Origin of the sequence: Amycolatopsis sp. NPDC004169 (assembly GCF_040610315.1) — a bacterium.
GTDB lineage: Bacteria > Actinomycetota > Actinomycetes > Mycobacteriales > Pseudonocardiaceae > Amycolatopsis.
In genome coordinates this window covers 207,633-227,764 of sequence record NZ_JBEXMD010000009.1, presented here as the reverse complement: position 1 = coordinate 227,764, position 20,132 = coordinate 207,633, and the positions used below count along the sequence as shown (strand labels likewise).

The 20,132-nt window shown below is 72.6% G+C and carries 16 protein-coding genes; 8 read left to right on the top strand and 8 right to left on the bottom strand.

All coding sequences use genetic code 11. The annotated features are described in order from the left end of the window. Window positions 1-30: 30 nt before the first annotated feature. Window positions 31-687 carry an RES family NAD+ phosphorylase gene (locus tag ABZX11_RS15310; RefSeq protein ID WP_176171350.1) on the top strand — a complete coding sequence of 219 codons (657 nt, stop codon included), beginning with the start codon at window positions 31-33 and terminating at the stop codon, window positions 685-687. Here the strand turns inward: ABZX11_RS15310 and ABZX11_RS15305 are convergent. The 3 genes from ABZX11_RS15305 to ABZX11_RS15295 are packed head-to-tail and all read right to left on the bottom strand — an operon-like array spanning window position 669 to window position 4,261. Continuing rightward, the gene (locus tag ABZX11_RS15305; RefSeq protein ID WP_354913405.1) at window positions 669-1,319 is read right to left on the bottom strand and encodes a haloacid dehalogenase-like hydrolase; all 651 of its coding nucleotides are present in this window, start codon (window positions 1,317-1,319) and stop codon (window positions 669-671) included. The genes ABZX11_RS15310 and ABZX11_RS15305 overlap by 19 nt on opposite strands. Then, on the bottom strand, window positions 1,301-3,247 hold the full coding sequence (locus tag ABZX11_RS15300; protein WP_354913403.1) for a S9 family peptidase: 1,947 nt from the start codon (window positions 3,245-3,247) through the stop codon (window positions 1,301-1,303). The genes ABZX11_RS15305 and ABZX11_RS15300 overlap by 19 nt, the downstream gene beginning before the upstream one ends. A 51-nt stretch (window positions 3,248-3,298) precedes the next feature. Beyond that, on the bottom strand, window positions 3,299-4,261 hold the full coding sequence (locus ABZX11_RS15295; protein WP_176171352.1) for a TerC family protein: 963 nt from the start codon (window positions 4,259-4,261) through the stop codon (window positions 3,299-3,301). 304 nt (window positions 4,262-4,565) lie between these two features. Between ABZX11_RS15295 and ABZX11_RS15290 the strand changes: the two genes are divergently transcribed. The 3 genes from ABZX11_RS15290 (at window position 4,566) to ABZX11_RS15280 (ending at window position 9,160) form a co-directional block, all read left to right on the top strand. Then, window positions 4,566-7,430, top strand: coding sequence for an alpha/beta fold hydrolase (locus ABZX11_RS15290; RefSeq protein ID WP_354913401.1), 2,865 nt, complete (start codon window positions 4,566-4,568; stop codon window positions 7,428-7,430). Further along, entirely contained in the window at window positions 7,427-8,350 is a 924-nt protein-coding gene (locus tag ABZX11_RS15285) for an ABC transporter permease subunit (RefSeq protein ID WP_176171354.1), read from the top strand. The genes ABZX11_RS15290 and ABZX11_RS15285 overlap by 4 nt, the downstream gene beginning before the upstream one ends. A 69-nt stretch (window positions 8,351-8,419) precedes the next feature. Then, window positions 8,420-9,160: an enoyl-CoA hydratase/isomerase family protein gene (locus ABZX11_RS15280; RefSeq protein WP_176171355.1), complete on the top strand. Its 741-nt coding sequence runs from the start codon at window positions 8,420-8,422 to the stop codon at window positions 9,158-9,160. Here the strand turns inward: ABZX11_RS15280 and ABZX11_RS15275 are convergent. Further along, entirely contained in the window at window positions 9,157-9,657 is a 501-nt protein-coding gene (locus ABZX11_RS15275) for an SRPBCC family protein (protein WP_176171356.1), read from the bottom strand. The two genes, ABZX11_RS15280 and ABZX11_RS15275, sit on opposite strands and share 4 nt — an antisense overlap. A gap of 234 nt (window positions 9,658-9,891) precedes the next feature. Here ABZX11_RS15275 and ABZX11_RS15270 point away from each other — a divergent pair, with 234 nt between their 5' ends. Next, a complete protein-coding gene (locus ABZX11_RS15270) occupies window positions 9,892-11,277 on the top strand; it encodes a S28 family serine protease (RefSeq protein ID WP_354913398.1) in 1,386 nt (461 codons plus the stop codon). Between the two features lie 60 nt (window positions 11,278-11,337). Then, a complete protein-coding gene (locus ABZX11_RS15265) occupies window positions 11,338-11,727 on the top strand; it encodes a VOC family protein (protein ID WP_176171358.1) in 390 nt (129 codons plus the stop codon). Window positions 11,728-12,299: 572 nt separating this feature from the next. Here ABZX11_RS15265 and uvrB read toward each other — a convergent pair. Genes uvrB through ABZX11_RS15250 form a run of 3 tightly spaced genes read right to left on the bottom strand, consistent with a single transcriptional unit; the run spans window position 12,300 to window position 16,694 of the window. Further along, on the bottom strand, window positions 12,300-14,456 hold the full coding sequence (uvrB, locus tag ABZX11_RS15260; protein ID WP_254896845.1) for an excinuclease ABC subunit UvrB: 2,157 nt from the start codon (window positions 14,454-14,456) through the stop codon (window positions 12,300-12,302). 46 nt (window positions 14,457-14,502) lie between these two features. Beyond that, window positions 14,503-15,114 (bottom strand): carboxymuconolactone decarboxylase family protein, encoded by a 612-nt coding sequence (locus ABZX11_RS15255; RefSeq protein ID WP_354913395.1) that lies wholly within the window; start codon window positions 15,112-15,114, stop codon window positions 14,503-14,505. A gap of 11 nt (window positions 15,115-15,125) precedes the next feature. Further along, complete coding sequence (locus ABZX11_RS15250) at window positions 15,126-16,694, bottom strand: DUF5685 family protein (RefSeq protein ID WP_354913393.1); 1,569 nt, start codon at window positions 16,692-16,694, stop codon at window positions 15,126-15,128. Between the two features lie 105 nt (window positions 16,695-16,799). Here ABZX11_RS15250 and ABZX11_RS15245 point away from each other — a divergent pair, with 105 nt between their 5' ends. Next, window positions 16,800-17,318, top strand: a complete 519-nt coding sequence (locus ABZX11_RS15245) for a DUF402 domain-containing protein (RefSeq protein WP_176171361.1) — start codon at window positions 16,800-16,802, stop codon at window positions 17,316-17,318. Between the two features lie 66 nt (window positions 17,319-17,384). Next, window positions 17,385-18,884 (top strand): glycosyltransferase family 39 protein, encoded by a 1,500-nt coding sequence (locus ABZX11_RS15240; protein WP_354913390.1) that lies wholly within the window; start codon window positions 17,385-17,387, stop codon window positions 18,882-18,884. On the opposite strand, the gene coaE is transcribed toward ABZX11_RS15240, so the two are convergent. Beyond that, window positions 18,881-20,065 (bottom strand): dephospho-CoA kinase, encoded by a 1,185-nt coding sequence (gene coaE / locus ABZX11_RS15235; protein WP_354913388.1) that lies wholly within the window; start codon window positions 20,063-20,065, stop codon window positions 18,881-18,883. The two genes, ABZX11_RS15240 and coaE, sit on opposite strands and share 4 nt — an antisense overlap. Window positions 20,066-20,132 lie beyond the last annotated feature (67 nt).

Below are 20,132 nucleotides of genomic sequence, written 5' to 3'. Positions count from 1 at the left end.
TCACCGACAAGGACGGACCACCCCCTACCCATGGCCCGGCTCCCGCTGCCGCCCGCCCGATCCGTCCTGGTCCGGCAGCTGAACCGCGCCGACGACGTGGTGACGGTCCAGCCCGCGACCAGGCTCGTACGGATCTTCACCGCGCACGGCAACCACCCCCAGCAGTGGAACTCGTTCCGCTACACCGGCCCGCTCCCGCACGGCCGCTTCGACCAGCAGACACCCGGCCGCGGCGGCGCCCCGGTCACCGATCCCGCCAACGGCGTCCTCTACTTCGGCCTCACCGTGCGCACCTCGGTCGCCGAGGTCTTCCAGACCAGCTCGACGGTCGACCGCCGCACCCGCGGTCCCCGGCTGGTCGTCGTCCGCCCGACGCGCACCCTGCGCCTGCTCGATCTGACCGGCCTCTGGCCGACGCGCGTCGGCGCCTCACAGGAGATCTCCAGTGGCCCGAAGAAGCTGACCCAGGCGTGGGCCCGTGCGATCCGCGGCGCGTTCAGCGACCTCGACGGCCTCTGGTACCGCTCGTCGATGGACTCCGGCGACCCCGCGATCTGCCTGTGGGACCCGCCGGCGGGCGCCGCACTCCCGATCGCGCCCGACGTGCTGCTGCCGCTGGACCACCCGGGCCTGGACGTCCCGCTGGGCCGGGTCTGCGAAGAGCTGAACTACACGCTGCTGAACTGAGCCGCGAGCAGCGGGACGATCGCCCGCAGGTCGTCGCCGTCGACGAGGTGGGTCGCGACGGCACGGGCGTCCGGGGCCGCGTTGAAGCCGATGCTCATGCCGACGGCGGCGAAGAGCGGCAGATCCGACCGGCTGTCCCCGACCGCGGCACACCGCTCCGGCGCGAAACCCTGGGCGAGCGCGAAGTCCCGCTTGCCGTACTCGTCCAGGTGCTCGGCGACGCGGCCGGTGTAGCGGCCGCCGACGGCTTCGGGCACCGGGCCGCAGTACGCGGCGAAGCCGAACCGCGCGGCGAGCATCCGGCCCACCGGCGTCCACGCGAGCGTGGTCAGGATCGGGCGCAGGTCGTGCTCGTGGCACCACGCCACCGTCTCGGCGATCCCGTCGACCAGCGGCAGCGTCGCCAGCCGGGCCAGGATCTCCGCCTCGGAGTGCCCGGCCCAGCCGCGGGCGTCGATCACCGACGCTTCCTGGTTGGTCATCCGCCCGGCCGCGTACGCCGCCTCGGCGGCGACGAGCTCGGCCTCGTGGCCCAGGGCCGCGGCCACCCACGCGCACGAGCTGGTGCCCGGCACGAGGGTGCCGTCGACGTCGAAGCAGACCAGCCCGCGCGTCACAGGTGCCGCGACCACCACTCCAGGACCGCGTCGAACCGCTGAACCCGGTGCCGCGGCCGGCCGGTACGGCTCAGCTCGTGCCCTTCACCCGGGAACAGCAGCATCTCCGCCGGCGCGCCCGCTCGGCGCAGGGCGACGAACATCCGCTCCGCCTGCTCCAGCGGGCAGCGCCAGTCCTGCTCCGAATGCACCACCGCGAACGGGATCTCCACCTGCGCCGCGTACGTCAGCGGTGACCGCTTGCGCTGCTCCTCCGGCGAGGAGCCGATGTAGGCGTCGACGAAGAAGTAGCCGATGTCGGAGCTGCCGAGCATCGAGTCCCACGCGTTGACCGCGCGCTCGCTCCACGCCGCCTTGAAGCGGGCGCCGTGGTGGGCGGCCAGCCAGCTCGTCATGAACCCACCGTACGAGCCGCCCATGATGCCGACGCGGGACGCGTCCAGGTCCGGCCGCTCCAGCGCCTTGTCCAGCAGGGCCAGGACGTCGTCGACGTCGACCGTGCCCAGGGCGTGCGTGATCGCGTGGCCGTGCGCCTGCCCGTACCCCGCCGACCCGCGCGGGTTGCCGACCACCACCGCGTAGCCCGCCGATGCGTAGACCTGGGCCTCGTCGAACACCGCCCACTCCTGCTGGGTGAACGGGCCGCCGTGCACCACGCGCAGCACCGGGTGCGGGCCCTCACCCTCGGGCAGGACCAGCCAGCCGTGCACCGGGTAGCCGTCCGGGGCGGTGGTCTCCAGCTCGATCATCGGCCGGATGCCCCTGTCCCGCAACGGCTGCGAGTAGCCGGTCAGCACCTGGGGCTCGCCGTCGCCGAGCAGCACGACCTCACCCGCGGTCGACGGCGTCGCGATCACCGCCACCAGCACCGCGCCGTCCAGCGTGAACGACCGGACCGCGGACCGGTCCGCGTGGACCACGGCCAGGTCGGCCAGCGGGGCGTCGGCCGTGTCGATGGCGACCGCACGCAGTTCCACCGCGCCGCGGTTGCGGACCGCGACGACGACGTCGTTCTCGCGCGGAGCCGGCGGCCCCGCCGCGGACTCGCAGTCCACGGTTTCCGCGTCGGTGAGCCGGCGGGCCTTCACCGGGCCGGCGCCGAACTCGGGCGTGGCCGCGTAGAGCCCGGTGGGCGCGGCCTCGTGGTGCTCCTCGAAAGACTGTCCGAAGTAGAACAACGTGCCGTCCGGGCCGAACACCGGCCGCTCCGAGTAGCCCTCGCAGCGCACGACGACCTCGGGCGCGCCACCCTCGGCCGGGATCGCGCAGATGTCGCGGACGTCGCTTTCGGCCGCGCCCCAGTCCGGCGGGGCGGTGAAGACCACGCGCGTGCCGTCCGGCGTCCAGACCGGGTGGGCCGCGTCGAACCCGGCCCCGGTCAGCGGCTCGGGCTCCCCCGGCTCCTGGGTGTCGGCCGTGTCGACGATGAACAGCCGCTGCATGCGGTCGCGCACGAACCCGACGTCGTCGAGCCGGTAGTCCATCCGCGTGATGTGGCGCGGGGCCTCGGCGGCCGGCTCCGGCGTCTCGCCGCCGGCGTCCGGCGTGCCGTAGCGGCCGGGCTCGGGCACACGGGCGGTGAAGGCGATCCGCCGCGAGTCCGGCGCCCACACCGGTTCCCCGGCGCCGAGGTGCAGCGACGTCAGCCGGCGGGCGTCGCCGCCGCCGGTGGGCATCACGTGCAGCTGCGGGCTGCCGTCCGCGCCCTTGCCGTCCCCGGCGCGGAGGAACGCCACCCAGCGCCCGTCCGGGGAGATCGCCGGGGCGGAGTCGCGCGGACCGTGGGTCCACGCGGTCTCGCCGCCGCCGAGCGAAACCCGCCGGAGCGCGCTGTGGGTCGCGTTCGCTTTCAGATCCGGTCTCTTGACCGCCGTGAGCAGCAGGTTCCCGCGCAGGGCGGGACGGCCGGGGACGACGAGGGCTTCGATGTCGGCAGGACGCACCTCGCCGACGGTACCCGAAATCCTTAGCGAGGCGAACGATTTTGCCTGACGCTAAGCAACGACCTGCCTGCGCTCGTCCCGGCGGGCCTTCGCCAGGCTGGCCACCGTGGTGATGGTGAGCACGACGACGATCACGCCGAGGGAGATCCAGTTGTTGATGTCCAGCCAGTCCGGGACGACGTGGTACTCGTGCAGCGCGTGCAGGAACAGCTTCGCGCCGATGAAGGCGAGAATCACCGCGAGGCCGTAGCTGAGGTAGACGAGCTTGGTCACCAGGCCGCCGAGCAGGAAGTACAGCTGGCGCAGGCCCATCAGCGCGAACGCGTTGGCGGTGAAGACGAGGAACGCCTCCTGCGTGATCCCGAAGATCGCCGGGATCGAGTCGACCGCGAAGAGCAGGTCGGCCGAGCCGATGGCCACGATCACCAGCAGCATCGGCGTGATCATCCGCTTGCCGTTGATCTTCACCGTGTAGTGGTGGCCGTGGTAGTCGTCGGTCACCGGGGCGATCTTGCGCACCTGCCGGGTGACGGCGTTCTCGTGGTACTCCTCTTCTTCGCCCTTGCCGCGCAGCATGCTGATCGCCGTCCAGATCAGCACCGCGCCGAAGAGGAAGAACACCCAGACGAACTGCTCGATGAGCGCGGCGCCGATGGCGATGAAGACGCTCCGCATGGCCAGCGCGAGCAGTATGCCGACCAGCAGCACCCGGTGCTGGTGGATGGCGGGCACCTTGAACGAGCTCATGATGATCATGAAGATGAACAGGTTGTCGACGCTCAGCGAGTACTCGGTGATGTACCCGGTGAAGAACTCGACGCCCGGGTCGTGCCCGGCGAAGACCCACACACCGATGCCGAACACGATCGCGCACGAGACGTAGAAGATGACCCAGCGAGCCGCTTCCCCCGTGGTCACTTCGTGCGGCTTGCGATCGACGATGACCAGGTCCAGCGCGATCAGCGCGAGCAGGCCACCGATCGTGGCGATCCACAGCCACAGGGGGACAGTCATGGAACCGAAACCTCCGGATAGTGCGCAGCAGCAACTAACCGGAGGTCTCTTCCGCCGGTGGCAACCACCGGCCGACGGTGCCGGGGGCGCAGGGCCACCGTGCTGACGACACCGCCGCGAAGGAATACTCCCCTCACAGCGCGTCCAGTTTGCCGGTTCCTCCCGGCGAACGCCAGCCGGGATCGCGCACGTCACCGGGTTGGTCGTGTAATTCCGGTCACTTCGGTCCACCAGGTGGTCCGGAAAGTGTGATCGCCGTGAGCCGCGGAGAACACTCTCAGGAAACTTCACATACGGTCACGTCGTGCCCCGACTCCCGCTCCCGCGCACCCGCCGAGCCCGGCTCACCGCGCTCGGCGCCGTCGTGGCGGTGCTCGCCGCCGCGACCGTCCTCTGGGCGACGCGCGACACGGCCCCGCCCGCCGTGCCCACCCAGGACGCCCTGCTCGACCTGCCCGCCGCGCCCGGCTCGGCCGAGCAGGTCAAGATCGACACGACCACCTACCTGCCCACGACCGTGCCCGCACCCGCGGTGCTGCTCGCGCACGGCTTCGGCGGCGACAAGAACAGCGTCGCCGACGACGCCCGCGAGCTCGCGCGGAAGGGCTTCGTCGTGATGACGTGGTCCGCGCGCGGCTTCGGCAAGAGCACCGGCAAGATCGGGCTCAACGACCCGGACGGCGAGGTCGCCGACGCGAGCCGCCTGATCGACCGGCTCGTCGCGCAGCACCAGGTCACCCTCGACGCGAAGGGCGACCCGGAGATCGCCGTCACCGGCGCCTCCTACGGCGGTGCGCTGTCGCTGCTGCTGGCCGGCACGGACAAGCGCGTCGACGCGATCGCCCCGGTGATCACCTACAACGACCTCGCCCAGGGCCTGGTGCCGAACGCGGCGACGCCGGCGACCACCGCTCCCGGCACGCCGTCCGCCGGCGCCTTCGCCACCGACGGCGTCTTCAAGAAGAGCTGGGCCGGCATCTTCTTCTCGGCCGGTTCCGGCGCCGCGGCGAGCGGCTCGCCCTCCGCTGAAGCGCCGGAGGCCGGGCAGGCGACCGACACCGGGTCCACCGGCGCCGCCGGGACCGCCGCGGCCGCGCTTCCCGCGGCGCCGCCGGGCGCGGGCGGCCCGCGCGGCGGCCCCGCCGACCCCTGCGGCCGGTTCACCGCCGCGGTCTGCCGCGCCTACACCGAGCTCGGCACCACCGGGCAGGCGAGCCAGGCGAGCGTCGACCTGCTGCGCCGCGTCTCCCCCGCGTCCGTCACGAACCGGATCACCGTGCCGACGCTGCTGGTGCAGGGCGAGAGCGACACGCTGTTCGGCCTCGACCAGTCCGACGCGAACGCCCGGCAGATCACCGCCGCGGGCGGCAAGGTCAAGACGGTCTGGTACACCGGCGGCCACGACGGCGGCAAGCCCGGCCCGCAGCTGCGCGCCAAGATCGCCGACTTCCTGTGGACCGCGGTGACCGGCGGCGACCCGGGCACCGGCTTCAGCTACGACGTGCAGGGCACGTTGCGGGCCAACGGCACGCCGTCGGTCCGCACGGTCAACGCCGCCGCCTACCCCGGGCTGACCGGGCCGGCGACCGAGCGGCGGCTGCTGGCGCTGACCGGGCCCGCGCAGCCGGTGGTGCGCCCGGCCGGGGCGAACCCGGCGGCGGTGAGCGGCATCCCCGGCCTCAACGGCGTCGCGAGCAGTTCGGCGCGGCTGGGCGCGCTGTTCAGCAACGACCCGCCCGGCCAGGCCGCGCAGTTCACCACCGCGCCCGTCGACGGCCAGCTCGTCATCAGCGGCTCCTCGACCGTGCGGCTGCAGGTTGCCGCGGACCCGGCGCACCCGCAGCCCGACGCGGTGCTGTTCGCCAAGCTCTACGACGTCGGCCAGGACGGCTCGCGGGTGCTGCCGGCCAACGCCATCGCGCCCTTCCGGGTGAGCGGGCTGCCCGCCGACGGCACCCCGGTCGACGTCACGGTGACGCTGCCGGGCATCGTCCGGCCGATCGAGGGCGGGCACGCGCTGCGGCTGGTCGTCGGCACCACCGATCAGGGCTACGCCGCGCCGGCCGCGCCTGCGGTGTTCCGGATCGGGCTCGCCGGCGGCGGCACCGCGCTGGCCGTGCCGGTCGTGCCCGGGAAGTCGGTCGGCTCCCCGGCCCCGATCGGGCAGCTGGTGGGCATCGGCGTGACGCTGGCGATCGGACTGGCCGCGGTGCTGTTCGCCGCCCTGCGCCGCCGTCGCGCCACCGACGTCGACCCCGAACTGGCCGGGACCCCGCTGGTCATCGAGGGGCTGCGCAAGCAGTACGCGGGCGGGTTCGTCGCGGTGAAGGACCTGTCCTTCCGGGTCGAGCCGGGCCAGGTGCTCGGCCTGCTCGGGCCGAACGGCGCCGGCAAGACGACCACGCTGCGGATGCTGATGGGCCTGATCACGCCGACCGCGGGCAGCATCCGCGTGTTCGGGCACAAGATCGCCCCGGGGGCGCCGGTGCTCTCCCGCATCGGGTCGTTCGTCGAGGGCTCGGGCTTCCTGCCGCACCTGTCCGGCCGGGCCAACCTCGAGCTGTACTGGGCGTCGACCGGGCGGCCGGCGGAGAAGGCGCACTTCGCGGAGGCGCTGGAGATCGCCGGGCTCGGCAGCGCGGTCGAGCGCCGGGTGCGGACCTACAGCCAGGGCATGCGGCAGCGGCTGGCGATCGCGCAGGCGATGCTCGGCCTGCCGGAGCTGATGGTGCTCGACGAACCGACCAACGGGCTCGACCCGCCCCAGATCCACCAGATGCGCGAGGTGCTGAAGCGGTACGCCGCGACCGGCCGCACCGTGGTGGTGTCCAGCCACCTGCTGGCCGAGGTCGAGCAGACCTGCACGCACGTCGTGGTGATGCACCGCGGTTCGCTGGTCGCCTCGGGCGAGGTCGGCGAGCTGGCCGCGGCGGGCGGCGAGGCGACGTTCCGGGTCGACGACCCGGCGGCGGCCGCGGCGGCGTTGAAGGCGCTCAGCGGGGTCACCGACGTCGACGTCGAGGGCGAGCTCGTGCACGCGAACCTCGGCGAGCTGCCGCGGGCCGAGGGCGTGGCCGCGCTGGTGCGCGCCGGCGTCGCGGTGGAGCAGGCCGGGCCTCGGCGCCGGCTGGAAGACGCGTTCCTGCAACTGGTCGGAGAAGAGTCGTGAGTGAAGGTGTGCACACCGACCCGCACGCGCTGGACGAGCTGAGCGACATCGCGTCGCAGGAGCACGCGGGTGTCGGGCCGGACGGCGCGGTCGAGGGTTACTCGGCGCGGCGGACGCTGCGGCTCGGCGTGGAGCTGCGGCGCCAGCTCAAGCGGCGGCGCACGCAGTTCCTGCTCGGGTTCGTCGCGATCCTGCCGTTCATCCTGGCGCTGGCGTTCCAGCTCGGGCAGTCGAGCCCGAACCGGCGCAGCGGCGGGTTCGTCGACCTGGCCACGGCGTCCGCACCGAACTTCGTCGTGCTGGCGCTGTTCGTGTCGGGGACGTTCCTGCTGCCGATGATCGTGGCGCTGTTCTTCGGCGACACGATCGCCAGCGAAGCGTCGTGGTCGAGCTTGAAGTACCTGCTGGCCGTGCCGGTGCCGCGGCAGCGGGTGCTGCGGCAGAAGGCGATCGTGTCCGGGCTGCTCTCGGCGTTCGCGCTGGTGCTGCTGCCGCTGGTGTCGCTCGGCGTCGGGGTGGTCTGGTACGGCGCGGGCGACGCGATCAGCCCGACCGGCGACGCGGTGTCGTTCGGCGACAGCCTGCTGGCCATCGCGCTGTCCACTGTGTACATCATCCTGCAGCTGGCCTGGGTGGCCGGGCTGGCGCTGGCGCTGAGCGTGACGACCGACGCCCCGCTGGGCGCGGTCGGCGGCGCGGTGCTGGTGGCGATCCTGTCGCAGATCCTGGACCAGATCACCGCGCTGGAGGGCCTGCGCAACTACCTGCCGACGCACTACGCGTTCTCCTGGATGGACCTGATCTCGACCGACGTCGACTGGACCAACCTGGCGAGCGGCATGCTGTCGGCGGCGATCTACGGGACGGTGTTCTTCCTCTACGCCGGGCGGCGGTTCGCGCGAAAGGACATCACGAGCTGAGCGATTCGGCGTCGTCCGGTTGAGCGTCAGGGCCTGACCGGCCCGCCTCCCCCGCGGTACGGTCGGGCCGTGCCGATCACCCTGGACAGCCACCGCGACGTCGCCGTGCTCCGGATCGACCACGGGCGGGGGAACACGCTCGACACCGGCTCGTGCCGGGAGCTGGTGCGGCGGATCGAGGACGCCGGACAGGCGCGCGCCGTCGTGCTGACCGGGACCGGCGGGATCTTCTGCGCGGGCGTCGACCTCAAGCGGCTCGACGAGGGCGGCGCGCCGTACGTGGCCGAGTTCCTGCCGCTGCTGTCCGACGCCCTGCTGGCCGTGTTCGGCTGCCCGCGTCCGGTGGTCGCCGCGCTGAACGGGCACGCCATCGCCGGCGGCGCGGTGCTGGCGGCGGCCTGTGACCACCGGGTGCTGGGTGCCGGCCGGATCGGGGTCACCGAGCTGCTCGTCGGGCTGCCGTTCCCGCTGGCCGCGCTGGAGATCCTCCGCTGCGCCTACGGCACACCCCGGCTGCCCTTGCTCACCTACACGGGTGAAACCTGGGGCGGGGACGAGGCACTGGCCCGCGGACTGGCCGACGAGACGGCCCCGCCGGAGGAGGTGCTCGACCGGGCCGTCGCCGTCGCGGCCCGGCTCGGCGACCTGCCCGCCGAGCCGTTCGCCCACACCAAGGCCCAGATCCGGCAGCCGTTCCACGAGCGGATCGCCGAGTACCGCCACTCGGACGACCCGCACGTGACGCGGCTGTGGCAGTCACCCGAGGCGCTCGCCGCGGTCAAGTCCTTTGTGGACCGTCTGCTCCGCTAGGCGGGCACGCCGGTTTCGGCGAGTGCCTTGATGCCCTCGACGGTCTTCTGCATGTTGGCCTGCAGCTCGCCGAGCCGCATGGCGACGATTTCGTCTTCGTGCTCGGGCATCGAGCCGATGATCGTCGTGAGGTTGGACGGGCCCGGGCCGATCTGGGCCCACTGGCGCAGGATCGTGCCGTCGCCGTCCGGGACGAGCTCGAAGCGCCACGACGCGGCCGGGTTCGTCACGTCCATCACGGCCCAGGCGAACAGCCGCCCGGGCTCGTAGCCGGTGACGGTGGAGACCGTCTCCCACTCGCCGGCGATCGGGTGGGAGTTGCGGCCGCGGAACCGCGCGCCGAGGCCGGGCTCGGCCCCCTCGACCCAGCGGCCGCCCTGGAACTCGGTGGAGAACCGGGCCGGCAGGTCGACGTCCAGCAGCCAGGACCAGACCTCGGCCGGCCGCGCGGCGATGCGTACCTCGACCTGGGTCGTCGGGCAGTCGGAAACCTTCATGGCGGACCCCTCGCTCGATGACGGTACCTACGGCTTCGGACCGTAACGTGGCCGCAATCACGCGGACAACTCACACGATGCCCGTGGCTGCGCACGCCGGGAGACGCGGCGCCACCCGCCGAAAGTCGGATCCTGACCGCAGCTGCGCCCGGACAGCCGATTGCCGACCATCGCCGGTTCTGTGAGGGTCCCACCGAGAGTTCGGTGCGGTTCCGTGGGCCGGGAGGGTGCTCGATGCGCAGACTTTTCACGGTGGGGGCGGTCCTGCTCGCGCTGGCCGGCCTGGCCCCGGCGGCCGCGGCGGCACCCGACATCCGGGCGGAACTGCAGCGCATCCCCGGGCTCACGGTCGTTTCCGAGGACCCGGCGCCGGCCGGGTACCGGTTCTTCAAGCTGACCTACACCCAGCCCGCCGACCACCGGCACCCGGGCGCGGGCACGTTCCAGCAGCGGTTCACGTTGCTGCACCGCGACTTCGCCGCCCCGACGGTCGCCTTCACCAGCGGCTACAACGTCAGCGGCTCGCCGAACCGCTCGGAGCCGACCCAGATCGTCAACGGCAACCAGCTGTCGATGGAGTACCGCTACTTCACGCCGTCGCGGCCGGAGCCGGAGAACTGGGCGAAGCAGCTGACGATCTGGCAGGCGGCGGCGGACGAGCACCGCGCGGTCCAGGCGTTCAAGGCGATCTACCCGGGCAAGTGGCTGGCCACGGGCGGCAGCAAGGGCGGCATGACGGCGACGTACTACCGGCGCTTCTTCCCCGACGACGTCGATGCGACCATCCCGTACGTCGCGCCGAACGACGTCATCGACCCGGTCGACGTCTACAACCGCTTCCTGTCCCGCGTGGGCAACGACCCGGCCTGCCGCGACGCGTTGAAGGCGATCCAGCGGGACGCGCTGAAGCGGCGTGACGAGCTGGGGGCGATCGCGGCGGCGGACGCGGCGGAACGGGGCTTGACGTTCTCGATCGTGGGTTCGGCCGACAAGTCCCTCGAGATCTCGGTGATCGACTCGTACTTCGCGTTCTGGCAGTACCAGACCCAGGCGGACTGCGCGACGGTGCCGAAGGCGGGCGCGCCCGCGGCGGAGGTCTACGCCTGGTACGAGAAGGTGGAGAGCCTCAACACGTACTCCGACCAGGACCTGGCCCCGTACATCCCGTACTACTACCAGGCGGCGGTCCAGCTGGGCTCGCCCGAGGCGTACGACGGCTACCTCCGCGACCTGCTGCGCTACCCGGGCGCCGACCAGCCGAAGACGTTCGTGCCGTCGTCGATCCGCTTGCCGCGCTTCGACTACCCGGCGATGCCGGACATCGACTTCTGGGTGAAGTCCCGCGGCACCCGGCTGCTGTTCGTGTACGGGTCCAACGACCCGTGGGGAGCGGAGCCGTTCGAGCTGGGCCCGGGCAGCCGCGATTCGTACCGCTACTACGTCCAGGGCGGCAACCACGGATCGAAGATCGCCCAGCTGGCCCCGGCCGAGGCGGCAGCGGCGACGGCGACGGTCCGCCGCTGGGCGGGCTTGCCGCCCGCCACTTCGCTGGCTCCGCGCTCCGCGCCGGCGGGCTTCCCGGACTTCGACGCGGACCTGACGCCGCGGACACACCTGTAACTTTCCTCAGGCCGGGCGTACTCTCACGACACCCTGACGGCCCGGCCTGAGGAGGCGCGCATGCCTCGTCCCGTCCACTTCGAGATCCACGCCGGCGACCCCGAACGAGCGGTGGCGTTCTACACGGCGGTGTTCGGTTGGAAGTTCGAGCGGTGGGGTGATGTGCCCTATTGGATGATCAGTACGGGGGAAGGCGCCGGGATCGACGGCGGTCTGTTGCCTCGGCAAGGGCCTGCTCCGGAGGCTTCGGCTCCGATTCACGGGTTTGTGAACACCGTCGAGGTGGCGGATCTCGATGCTTCGCTGGGGGATGTGAACCGGGCTGGGGGGACTTTGGCGTTGCCGAAGAATCCGGTTCCCGGGGTGGGGTGGCTGGCTTATTGCCGGGATACTGAGGGGAATGTTTTCGGGATTTTGCAGCCGGATGAGGGGGCTCCTGCTCCGGAGTGAGCTGGGTTTGGTGGTGTGAGCGGGTCTTGGCGAACTGCTCGGCCGGCGGTCCGCTCGGCCGCCAGTCGCTCGGCCGGCGGGTGCGGTCGCCGCCGGTCCGCTCGGCGCCGGTCCGCTCGGCCGCCGGTTTGTTTGCTTCCGTGGCCGGAGTTAGCCGGCCTTGGGGAGGCCCTCCGACCCGATCTCCGATTGTGACTACGGCCGGTGGTGCCGCGTCAAGGCGGGAAAGCGTGCCTTGACCCGGCACCACCGGCCGTGTTGGAGCTTCGGATCGGGTTGCAGGGCGGGATCTGGCCGGCGGTTCTCGGCGCCCAAGCCGGCGGCGGGCCTGCTCGCCCGGCTCCGGCGGCTTCTCGTCTTCCCTGGCCCGGCGGGTCTTCTGCCGCGGCCCGGGCTGACCGCGGGCCGCCCGGTCGACCTCAGTTCGCCCGCCCGGCCCATCGGCCCTGCTGCTCGGCGGCCTTCCGGCCAAGCGGGCCTCCTGCCCGGGCGGCCCTCCGGCCAAGCGGGCCTCCTGCCCCGGCGGCCCTCCGGTCCCGGCCCCGGCCCCGCTTGGCCCGAGCCGCCGAGGCCTACTTGATCCCCGCCGCGTCCATGCCTCGCAGCTCCTTCTTCAGGTCCGAGATCTCGTCGCGCAACCTTGCCGCCAGCTCGAACTGCAGGTCCCTTGCCGCCTGCATCATCTGGTCTGTCATCTGCTGGATCAGGTCCGCCAGCTGGGCTCGCGGCATTGCCGACACGTTCTTGTCGACCAGCATTCCCGAGCTTCGCACCCGGTCGCCCTGCTCGGGCTTCTTGCCTCGCGACGAGTTTCGGCCGGAGCCGCCCACCGAGACCTGCTCGGTGTCCTCGGCCTCGCTGTACACCCGGTCCAGGATGTCCGCGATCTTCTTCCGCAGCGGCTGGGGGTCGACGCCGCGTTCCTTGTTGTACGCCACCTGCTTTTCGCGGCGGCGGTCCGTCTCGTCGATGGCGTGCTGCATCGACTCGGTGATCTTGTCCGCGTACATGTGGACCTCGCCCGACACGTTGCGCGCCGCGCGGCCGATCGTCTGGATCAGCGATGTTCCGCTGCGGAGGAAGCCTTCCTTGTCCGCGTCGAGGATCGCCACCAAGGAGACCTCCGGCAGGTCGAGGCCCTCCCGGAGGAGGTTGATGCCGACCAGCACGTCGAAGTCGCCCGCGCGCAGCTGGCGCAGCAGCTCCACCCGGCGCAGCGTGTCGACCTCCGAGTGCAGGTAGCGCACGCGGATGCCCAGCTCCAGCAGGTAGTCCGTCAGGTCCTCGGCCATCTTCTTCGTCAGCGTGGTGACCAGGACGCGCTCGTCCTTCTCCGCCCGCTCCCGGATCTCGTGCACCAGGTCGTCGATCTGGCCCTCGGTCGGCTTCACGACCACCTTCGGGTCGACCAGGCCCGTCGGGCGGATGACCTGCTCGACGAACTCGCCGCCGGCCTGGCCCATCTCGTACGGGCCCGGTGTTGCCGACAGGTACACCGTCTGGCCGATCCGGTCGGAGAACTCCTCCCAGGTCAGCGGCCGGTTGTCCACCGCGCTCGGCAGCCGGAAGCCGTACTCCACCAGGTTGCGCTTGCGGGACATGTCGCCTTCGTACATGCCGCCGATCTGCGGGACCGTCTGGTGCGACTCGTCGATCACCAGCAGGAAGTCTTCCGGGAAGTAGTCGATCAACGTCGCCGGCGCCGTGCCAGGGCCGCGGCCGTCGATGTGGCGCGAGTAGTTCTCGATGCCGGAGCAGAAGCCGACCTGGCGCATCATCTCGATGTCGTAGGCCGTGCGCATCCGCAGCCGCTGCGCCTCCAAGAGCTTGCCCTGCCGCTCCAGCTCGGCGAGGCGCTCCTCGAGCTCCTTCTCGATGCCCTGGATCGCCTTTTCCATCCGCTCCGGGCCGGCGACGTAGTGCGTTGCCGGGAAGATCCGGACCTCGTCGACCTCCTTGACGATGTCGCCGGTCAACGGGTGCAGGTAGTACAGCTTCTCGACCTCGTCGCCGAAGAACTCGACGCGGATCGCGAGCTCCTCGTACGCCGGGATGATCTCGACCGTGTCGCCACGGGCGCGGAACGTGCCGCGGGCGAAGGCGATGTCGTTGCGCGTGTACTGGACGTCGACCAGCGCGCGCAGGAAGACGTCCCGGTCCAGCTGCATGCCGACCGCGAGCTTCGACGACCGGTCGAGGTAGGACTGCGGTGTGCCGAGGCCGTAGATGCAGGACACGCTCGCGACCACGATGACATCCCGCCGCGACAGCAGGTTCATCGTCGCCGAGTGCCGCAGCCGCTCGACGTCGTCGTTGATCGACGAGTCCTTCTCGATGTAGGTGTCCGTCTGCGCGATGTACGCCTCGGGCTGGTAGTAGTCGTAGTAGCTGACGAAGTACTCGACCGCGTTGTGCGGGAAGAGCTCGCGCAGCTCGTTCGCCAGCTGGGCGGCGAGGGTCTTGTTGGGCGCCATCACCAGCGTCGGCCGCTGGACGCGCTCGATCAGCCACGCCGTGGTCGCCGACTTGCCGGTACCGGTGGCGCCCAGCAGCACGATGTCTTTTTCGCCCGCCTTGACCCGGCGTTCGAGCTCGTCGATGGCCGCCGGCTGGTCACCGGCGGGCTGGTAGTCACTGACCACCTCGAACCGGCCGCCGGTCCGCGGGATCTCCGAGACGGGCCGGAAGTCGGACTGGGCGAGTACGGGGTGTTCGGTTGCGAAAGCCACGTGGACCAGAGTAGGCCGACCCACCGACAATTTCCGTCGGGCCTGGTCAGCGGGCCCGGAAGACCGTGACCGACGTGACATTCCCGCCGTCGACGGCGCAGTGCAGGACGGCGCCGGGGACCGGGTCGTCGCCGAAGCACGAGACCAGCACCCGGTCGGGGCCGGTCGCCTGGACCTCGGTGCGCGGGAACGCCGCCAGCACCTCGGCGACCTCGCCTTCGGGCGCCGCCAGGAGCGCGAGGACGGCTTCGCGCGGCGACGGCGGGGGCGGGATCGGCAGGCCGTGCCCTTCGAAGAGCCGGTTCAGCTGGTCGGCGGCGGAGACCGCGCGCGGGAAGCCCGCGAAGGCCGCCGTCTGGACGACGACCTCGCAGATTTCGGCGGGCGACAGGCCCGAGGCCAGGCCGGTGCGGAGGTGGACGCTCAGCGGCGGGCCCACCATGCCGGCGGCGACGATTGCGGCCAGTGTCGCCGCTTCGCGGGTGCGGGGGTCGAGGGCGGGGCGTTCGTGCAGGTGCCCGTAGACGGTGCCGACGGCCAGCTCACCCAGCGCCGGGACGGTCGCGAAGAGCGCGTCGAGACGGGCCTTCCCGCCTTCGACGAGCCCGGCGAAGTTCTCGCGGCCGCGGTCGTGCAGGTCGGCCATCGGGTCGGTCATGTTCTCCCCCTTCAGCAACTGCAGTCACAGCAGGAACAGCAGTCGCACGCATCGCAGCCGCCGCAGTCACAGCCGCCACAGTCGCAGCCGCCGGTCGTATGGGGCTTGCCGCTCCACGGGCCAGGGTAGGGATCGCGGCAGCAGAACTGGCAGGTGCAGCACATGTACGGCGTGAGGGCGCAGCCGATGAAGAAGTTGCGCTTCTTCGGCGGGACGGCGAACTTCGGGTACCAGAGGCCGCCGCCCTTGCCGTCGTAGGCGCCGGATTTGCCCTTGCCGGGGTCGTCGGGGTCCTTGGGGCCGCCGGGACCGCCTGGGTCGCCAGGTCCACCGGGACCGCCCGGACCTCCTGGACCGCGGCCGCCGGGGCCGTTCGGACCGCCCGGGCCACCGCCGCCGGGAGCGCCCGGCGGCGGGACCGGCCCCGGCGGCGGGGCACCCCAGCCGGGCGGCACCTGGTGCGGGTGCTGCCGAGGCGACGGCCCACGCCCGGTCCAGCCCGGCGGCGGCTGGTGCGGATGCTGCTGCGGAGTGGGCCCCGGCCCGATCCACCCGGGCAGCGGCTGCTGACCGACCGGGCCGCCCGGGCCGCCCGGCCACGAGCCGCACTCCACCGGTGCACTCTCGGCGGACGCCGGGCCCAGGCCCGGACCGGCAGACGAGCCCGAAGCCGAATCAGGGCCCCCGCCATGATTGTGGCCATGGCCCTCGCACTGGCTGTGGGACAAGCCGTGGCCGAAAGCCCTTCTCACCGCTTGGCGCAGCTCGTGCACCAGCAGCGCGTGCACCAGCTCCGGCCGGGCGAACTCCGCCTCGCGCAGCGCCAGTTCCACCCCCAGCACCGCGTCGTCGCACAACCTGCGCGCTTCCTCCGGCCCCGTTCCCGTGGCCAGCAACGGGTTCCACACCCCGGCCGCCGCGTCGGCCGCGTAGTCCTCGACCGCGTCCAGCAGGTGCGCCACGCGGCCGAACAACCGGCCCGCCTCGGCCAGCGGCGCCGCGTTGCCCGGCTTTCCCGCCAGTTCCGCCGTGCGCGCGAACGCCGCCGCCGTGGCCCTCTCCGCCGGTTCCGTCGCCCGCAGGGGCGAATCGCCGAGGCGCACCGACGACTCCAGCGCGCCCTGGCCCCCGACCGCCTCCGTCAGCACCTTCGTGTCGAAGCCGACGCGGCCGCCCGTCGAGCGGCCCTGCGCCGTCCAGCGGGCCGCGACGCGGCGGGCGGCCGCCGCCACCGGGCGCTTTCCGAACGCTCCGTCGCCGTCCTCGACGTGGTCGCCGACCTTGGCCGCCGCCAGGACCAGGGACACCGCCGCCGCCAGCTGGGCTCCTTCGCCGCGGGCCACCGAGGCGGTGCGCATCCCGCGAAGCGGGCACGGACCCGCCGAACGCCGGCCGTCCGCGCGCGGCGTCTGCGCCTCGACCAGCACCGAGATGATCAGCCCGTCGTAGTTGGTCACCACCCGGGCCAACTGACCGTGCTCGTCACGCAGCGTGAGGCACAGGCCGCACAGGTGGGCGAGCCAGTCCGCGTGCAGCCCTTCGGCCAGCCGGTGGCGGCACGGCCTGATGATCCCGAACATCCCCAGTTCCCCTCGTTCCCGCGACGCTCGGCGCACCTTAGCCCGAACGCGTGACACCCGCGGTCGAAGTACGCGTTTCGTGACCGGCCCGGCAGGATGACCGGCATGGCCGCTCTGCACCCCCCGAAGGTCGAGGTCTTCGACCCCGCCGCACGCGCGAACATCGACCCGAAGGGCGTCCTTCGTGACGTCGAGGAGTTCCGCGAGGAGCCGTTCGGCCTCTACCTCGCCCGCCCGACCCCGGGCCGCGCCCAGTTCCACTACCTCGAGTCGTGGCTGGTGCCCGGACTCGGGCTCCGCTTCACCGACTTCTGGTTCTCCCCCGGTCACGAACGCGACCAGGACTTCTACCTCGACGTCGTCCGCGTCCACCGCGACGGCCCGCGCTGGGTCGCCACCGACCTCTACGTCGACATCGTGCTCAAAGACAAGCTCTCGCTCCGGGTGATCGACACCGACGAGCTCCTGGAGGCCCTCGAAGCGGGCCTGGTCACCGCCGAGGACGCCGAAAACGCACTGAAGACGACCTACGCCGCCGTGGAAGGGCTGGCCGCGCACGGCTACGACCTCGTCGCCTGGCTGGCCACCCTCGACATCGCGCTGACCTGGCGGCGTCACCCCTAGCCCCGGCGGCGCCGGACCCGCACGTAGGGTGCGGGAGGACCGGCGCCGACGAGGGACAGGAGCACGATGGACGCCGTGGCCACGGCCCCCGACCAGGCCGAAGCCGGGCTCGCCCGGCTCCCGGTCCTGCTGCTCGCGGCGGGCACGGCCACCGCGCTGCTGCTCACCGCCGGCCGCTACGGCTACTTCGGCGACGAGCTGTACTTCCTCGCCGCCGGCAAGCACCTGGCCTGGGGCTACGCCGACCAGCCGCCGCTCGTGCCCGCCCTCGCCCGCGCGATGGACGCGCTCGCCCCCGGCTCACTGGTCGTCTTCCGGCTGCCCGCGATCGCCGCGACCGCGGCCGGCGTCGTGGTCACCGCGCTGATCGCCCGCGAGCTCGGCGGACGGCCCGAGGCGCAGGTCCGCGCCGCGGCGGCGTACGCGATCTGCGGGCAGTTCGTCGGCAGCGGCCACTACCTCGCGACCTCGACGATCGACCCGCTGCTGTGGACGCTCGTGCTGTGGCTGCTGGTCCGCTGGGTCCGCACCCGCCACGACACGCTGCTGGTCTGGCTCGGCGTCGTGACGGCGGTGGCGCTCAACGGCAAGCTGCTCATCGCCGCGTTCTGGGTGGTGGCCGGGCTAGTGGTGCTGGTGTTCGGCCCGCGCGAGCTGCTGCGCCGCCCGAAGCTGTGGCTCGGCGCCCTGATCGCCGCCGGCTCGCTGGTGCCGACGCTGCTCTGGCAGCGCGCGAACGGCTGGCCGCAGCTGGCCATGGGGGACGCCGTCGGCGCCGAGGTCGACGCCGCGGGCGGCCGCGCGGGCTTCGTCCCGAACCTGCTGGCCGGCGCCGGCTGGGTGATCGGCGCGCTCGGTGTCCTCTACGGCCTGGCCGTGCTGCTGGTCAGCAGGCAGCTGCGGCCGTACCGGTTCCTCGGCTGGACGGCGCTGGGTGTCGTCGCGGTCTTCCTGGCCGCCAACGGGCGGTACTACTACGCCGCCGGGATGTTCGGCGTGCTGTGGGCGGCCGCCGCGGTGCACCTCGAGACGCGGGAGCCCGCGCGCTGGTGGCGGTGGGTGCCGACCTGGCCGGTCTTCGTCGTCTCCGCCCTGTTCAGCCTGCCGTTCACGCTCCCGGTCTGGCCGGCGCACTGGCTCGCCGAGCACCCGGCCGCGCCGAGGCCCGCCTACGCGGCCGAAGAGATCGGCTGGCCGGACCTCACCGCCGACGTCGCCGCGCTCTACCGGACGGCGCCGCCGGACACGGCGATCGTCACCGGCGGCTACTGGCAGGCGGGCGCGCTCGGCCGGTACGGGCCCGAGCGCGGCCTGCCCGAGGCCTTCAGCGCCAGCCGGGGCTTCTGGTACTTCGGCCGCCCGGCCGACGACACCCGCAACGTGCTCTTCGTCGGCTACGACCCGTCGAAGATCGCGAAGCACTTCGGCGATGTGAGGATCGTCGGGCAGGTCGGCAACCGGCTCGGGATCCGCAACGCCAGCCGGCACATGCCGGTCTGGCTACTGACCGGCCGCACCGGGAGCTGGGCCGAGATCTGGCCGCAGCTCGAGGACATGCGGGCCTAAGGCGTCCAGCCGGTGGTGTCCGCCCACTTTTCCGCACGGGTGAACGCGCCGTTGACCCACTCCTGCTTCTCGTCGGCGTAGGCCCCGACCGAGCCGTCCGCGGCGTGTGCCTCGGCCAGCCGCAGCTTGACGTCGCGGTAGTCGTCGCGTTCCTCCGGGTTCGCGCGCAGGAAGTCGCGGAAGAGCAGGGCCAGCCGCCACGCCGGGGTCTCCAGCGACCGGACGTGCAGGTTCACCGCCCGCTTCAGGTCCGCGCCGACGTGCAGGCGCTTGGGCCAGCTCCCGGTGCCGTCCTGGGCGTCGTCGCCCCAGTCGCCGTCCAGCCGCGGGAAGCCGGCGTCGGCCAGCAGGCCGCCCAGCGCGTCCGCGTCGGCCAGGGTGGCCACCGTGAGCTGCAGGTCCAGGACGTCCTTGGCGGGCAGGCCGGGCACCGCCGTGGACCCGATGTGGTCGGCGCGGCGGGCCAGCTCCCCCGCCACGGCGCGGACCCGGGCCAGCACCCGCTCGGCCTGGGCCGGCCAGGTGAGGTCGTACTCGGCGATCTTCGGCGACATCGGCGGCCGCGGCCGGCGCAGCCGGACGTTCGCTTCGAACGGGACCAGCCGGTCCGCCCACAGCGCGTCGACCTCGGCCAGCACCGTGTCCTCGGCGCCGCCGTTGTCCAGCCAGACGTCCGCGACGGCCCGGCGCTGCTCGGTGCTCGCCTGCGCCCGGATCCGCGCCCGCGCGTCCGGCTCGGCCATCCCGCGCGCCGACACCAGCCGCCGCACCCGCACCTCGACCGGCGCGTCGACCACCACGACCAGGTGGTAGGCCGTCGCGAGACCGTTCTCGACCAGCAGCGGGATGTCGTGGACGATGATCGCGTCCGGCTTCGCGGCCGCCATCAGCTCCCCGGTGCGGGCGCCGACCAGCGGGTGCACGATCGCGTTCAGCCGGCGCCGCGACTCGTCGTCGGCGAACGCCTTCGCGGCGAGCGCGGGCCGGTCGAGCGAGCCGTCCCCGGCCAGGATGTCCTCGCCGAACTCCGCCACCAGCCGGGCCAGCCCCTCGGTCCCCGGCTCGACCACCTCGCGGGCGATCCGGTCCGAGTCCACCAGCACGGCGCCGTGTTCGGCGAGCCGGTTCGCCACGGTCGACTTCCCGGCCCCGATCCCACCCGTCAACCCCACACGCAACATGCCGATCACCCTAGCCAGGCTCCGCGACCCGCCCACGCGTGCCCGAAGGACCGCGGATGCGCAAGGG

Coding starts and splice junctions, on each gene's coding strand:
- ABZX11_RS15310 (WP_176171350.1), top strand. CDS start 31: ATGGCCCGGCTCCCGCTGCCGCCCGCCCGATCCGTCCTGGTCCGGCAG.
- ABZX11_RS15240 (WP_354913390.1), top strand. CDS start 17,385: ATGGACGCCGTGGCCACGGCCCCCGACCAGGCCGAAGCCGGGCTCGCC.
- ABZX11_RS15245 (WP_176171361.1), top strand. CDS start 16,800: ATGGCCGCTCTGCACCCCCCGAAGGTCGAGGTCTTCGACCCCGCCGCA.
- ABZX11_RS15295 (WP_176171352.1), bottom strand. CDS start 4,261: ATGACTGTCCCCCTGTGGCTGTGGATCGCCACGATCGGTGGCCTGCTC.
- ABZX11_RS15275 (WP_176171356.1), bottom strand. CDS start 9,657: ATGAAGGTTTCCGACTGCCCGACGACCCAGGTCGAGGTACGCATCGCC.
- coaE (WP_354913388.1), bottom strand. CDS start 20,065: ATGTTGCGTGTGGGGTTGACGGGTGGGATCGGGGCCGGGAAGTCGACC.
- ABZX11_RS15250 (WP_354913393.1), bottom strand. CDS start 16,694: ATGTTCGGGATCATCAGGCCGTGCCGCCACCGGCTGGCCGAAGGGCTG.
- ABZX11_RS15265 (WP_176171358.1), top strand. CDS start 11,338: ATGCCTCGTCCCGTCCACTTCGAGATCCACGCCGGCGACCCCGAACGA.
- ABZX11_RS15270 (WP_354913398.1), top strand. CDS start 9,892: ATGCGCAGACTTTTCACGGTGGGGGCGGTCCTGCTCGCGCTGGCCGGC.
- ABZX11_RS15255 (WP_354913395.1), bottom strand. CDS start 15,114: ATGACCGACCCGATGGCCGACCTGCACGACCGCGGCCGCGAGAACTTC.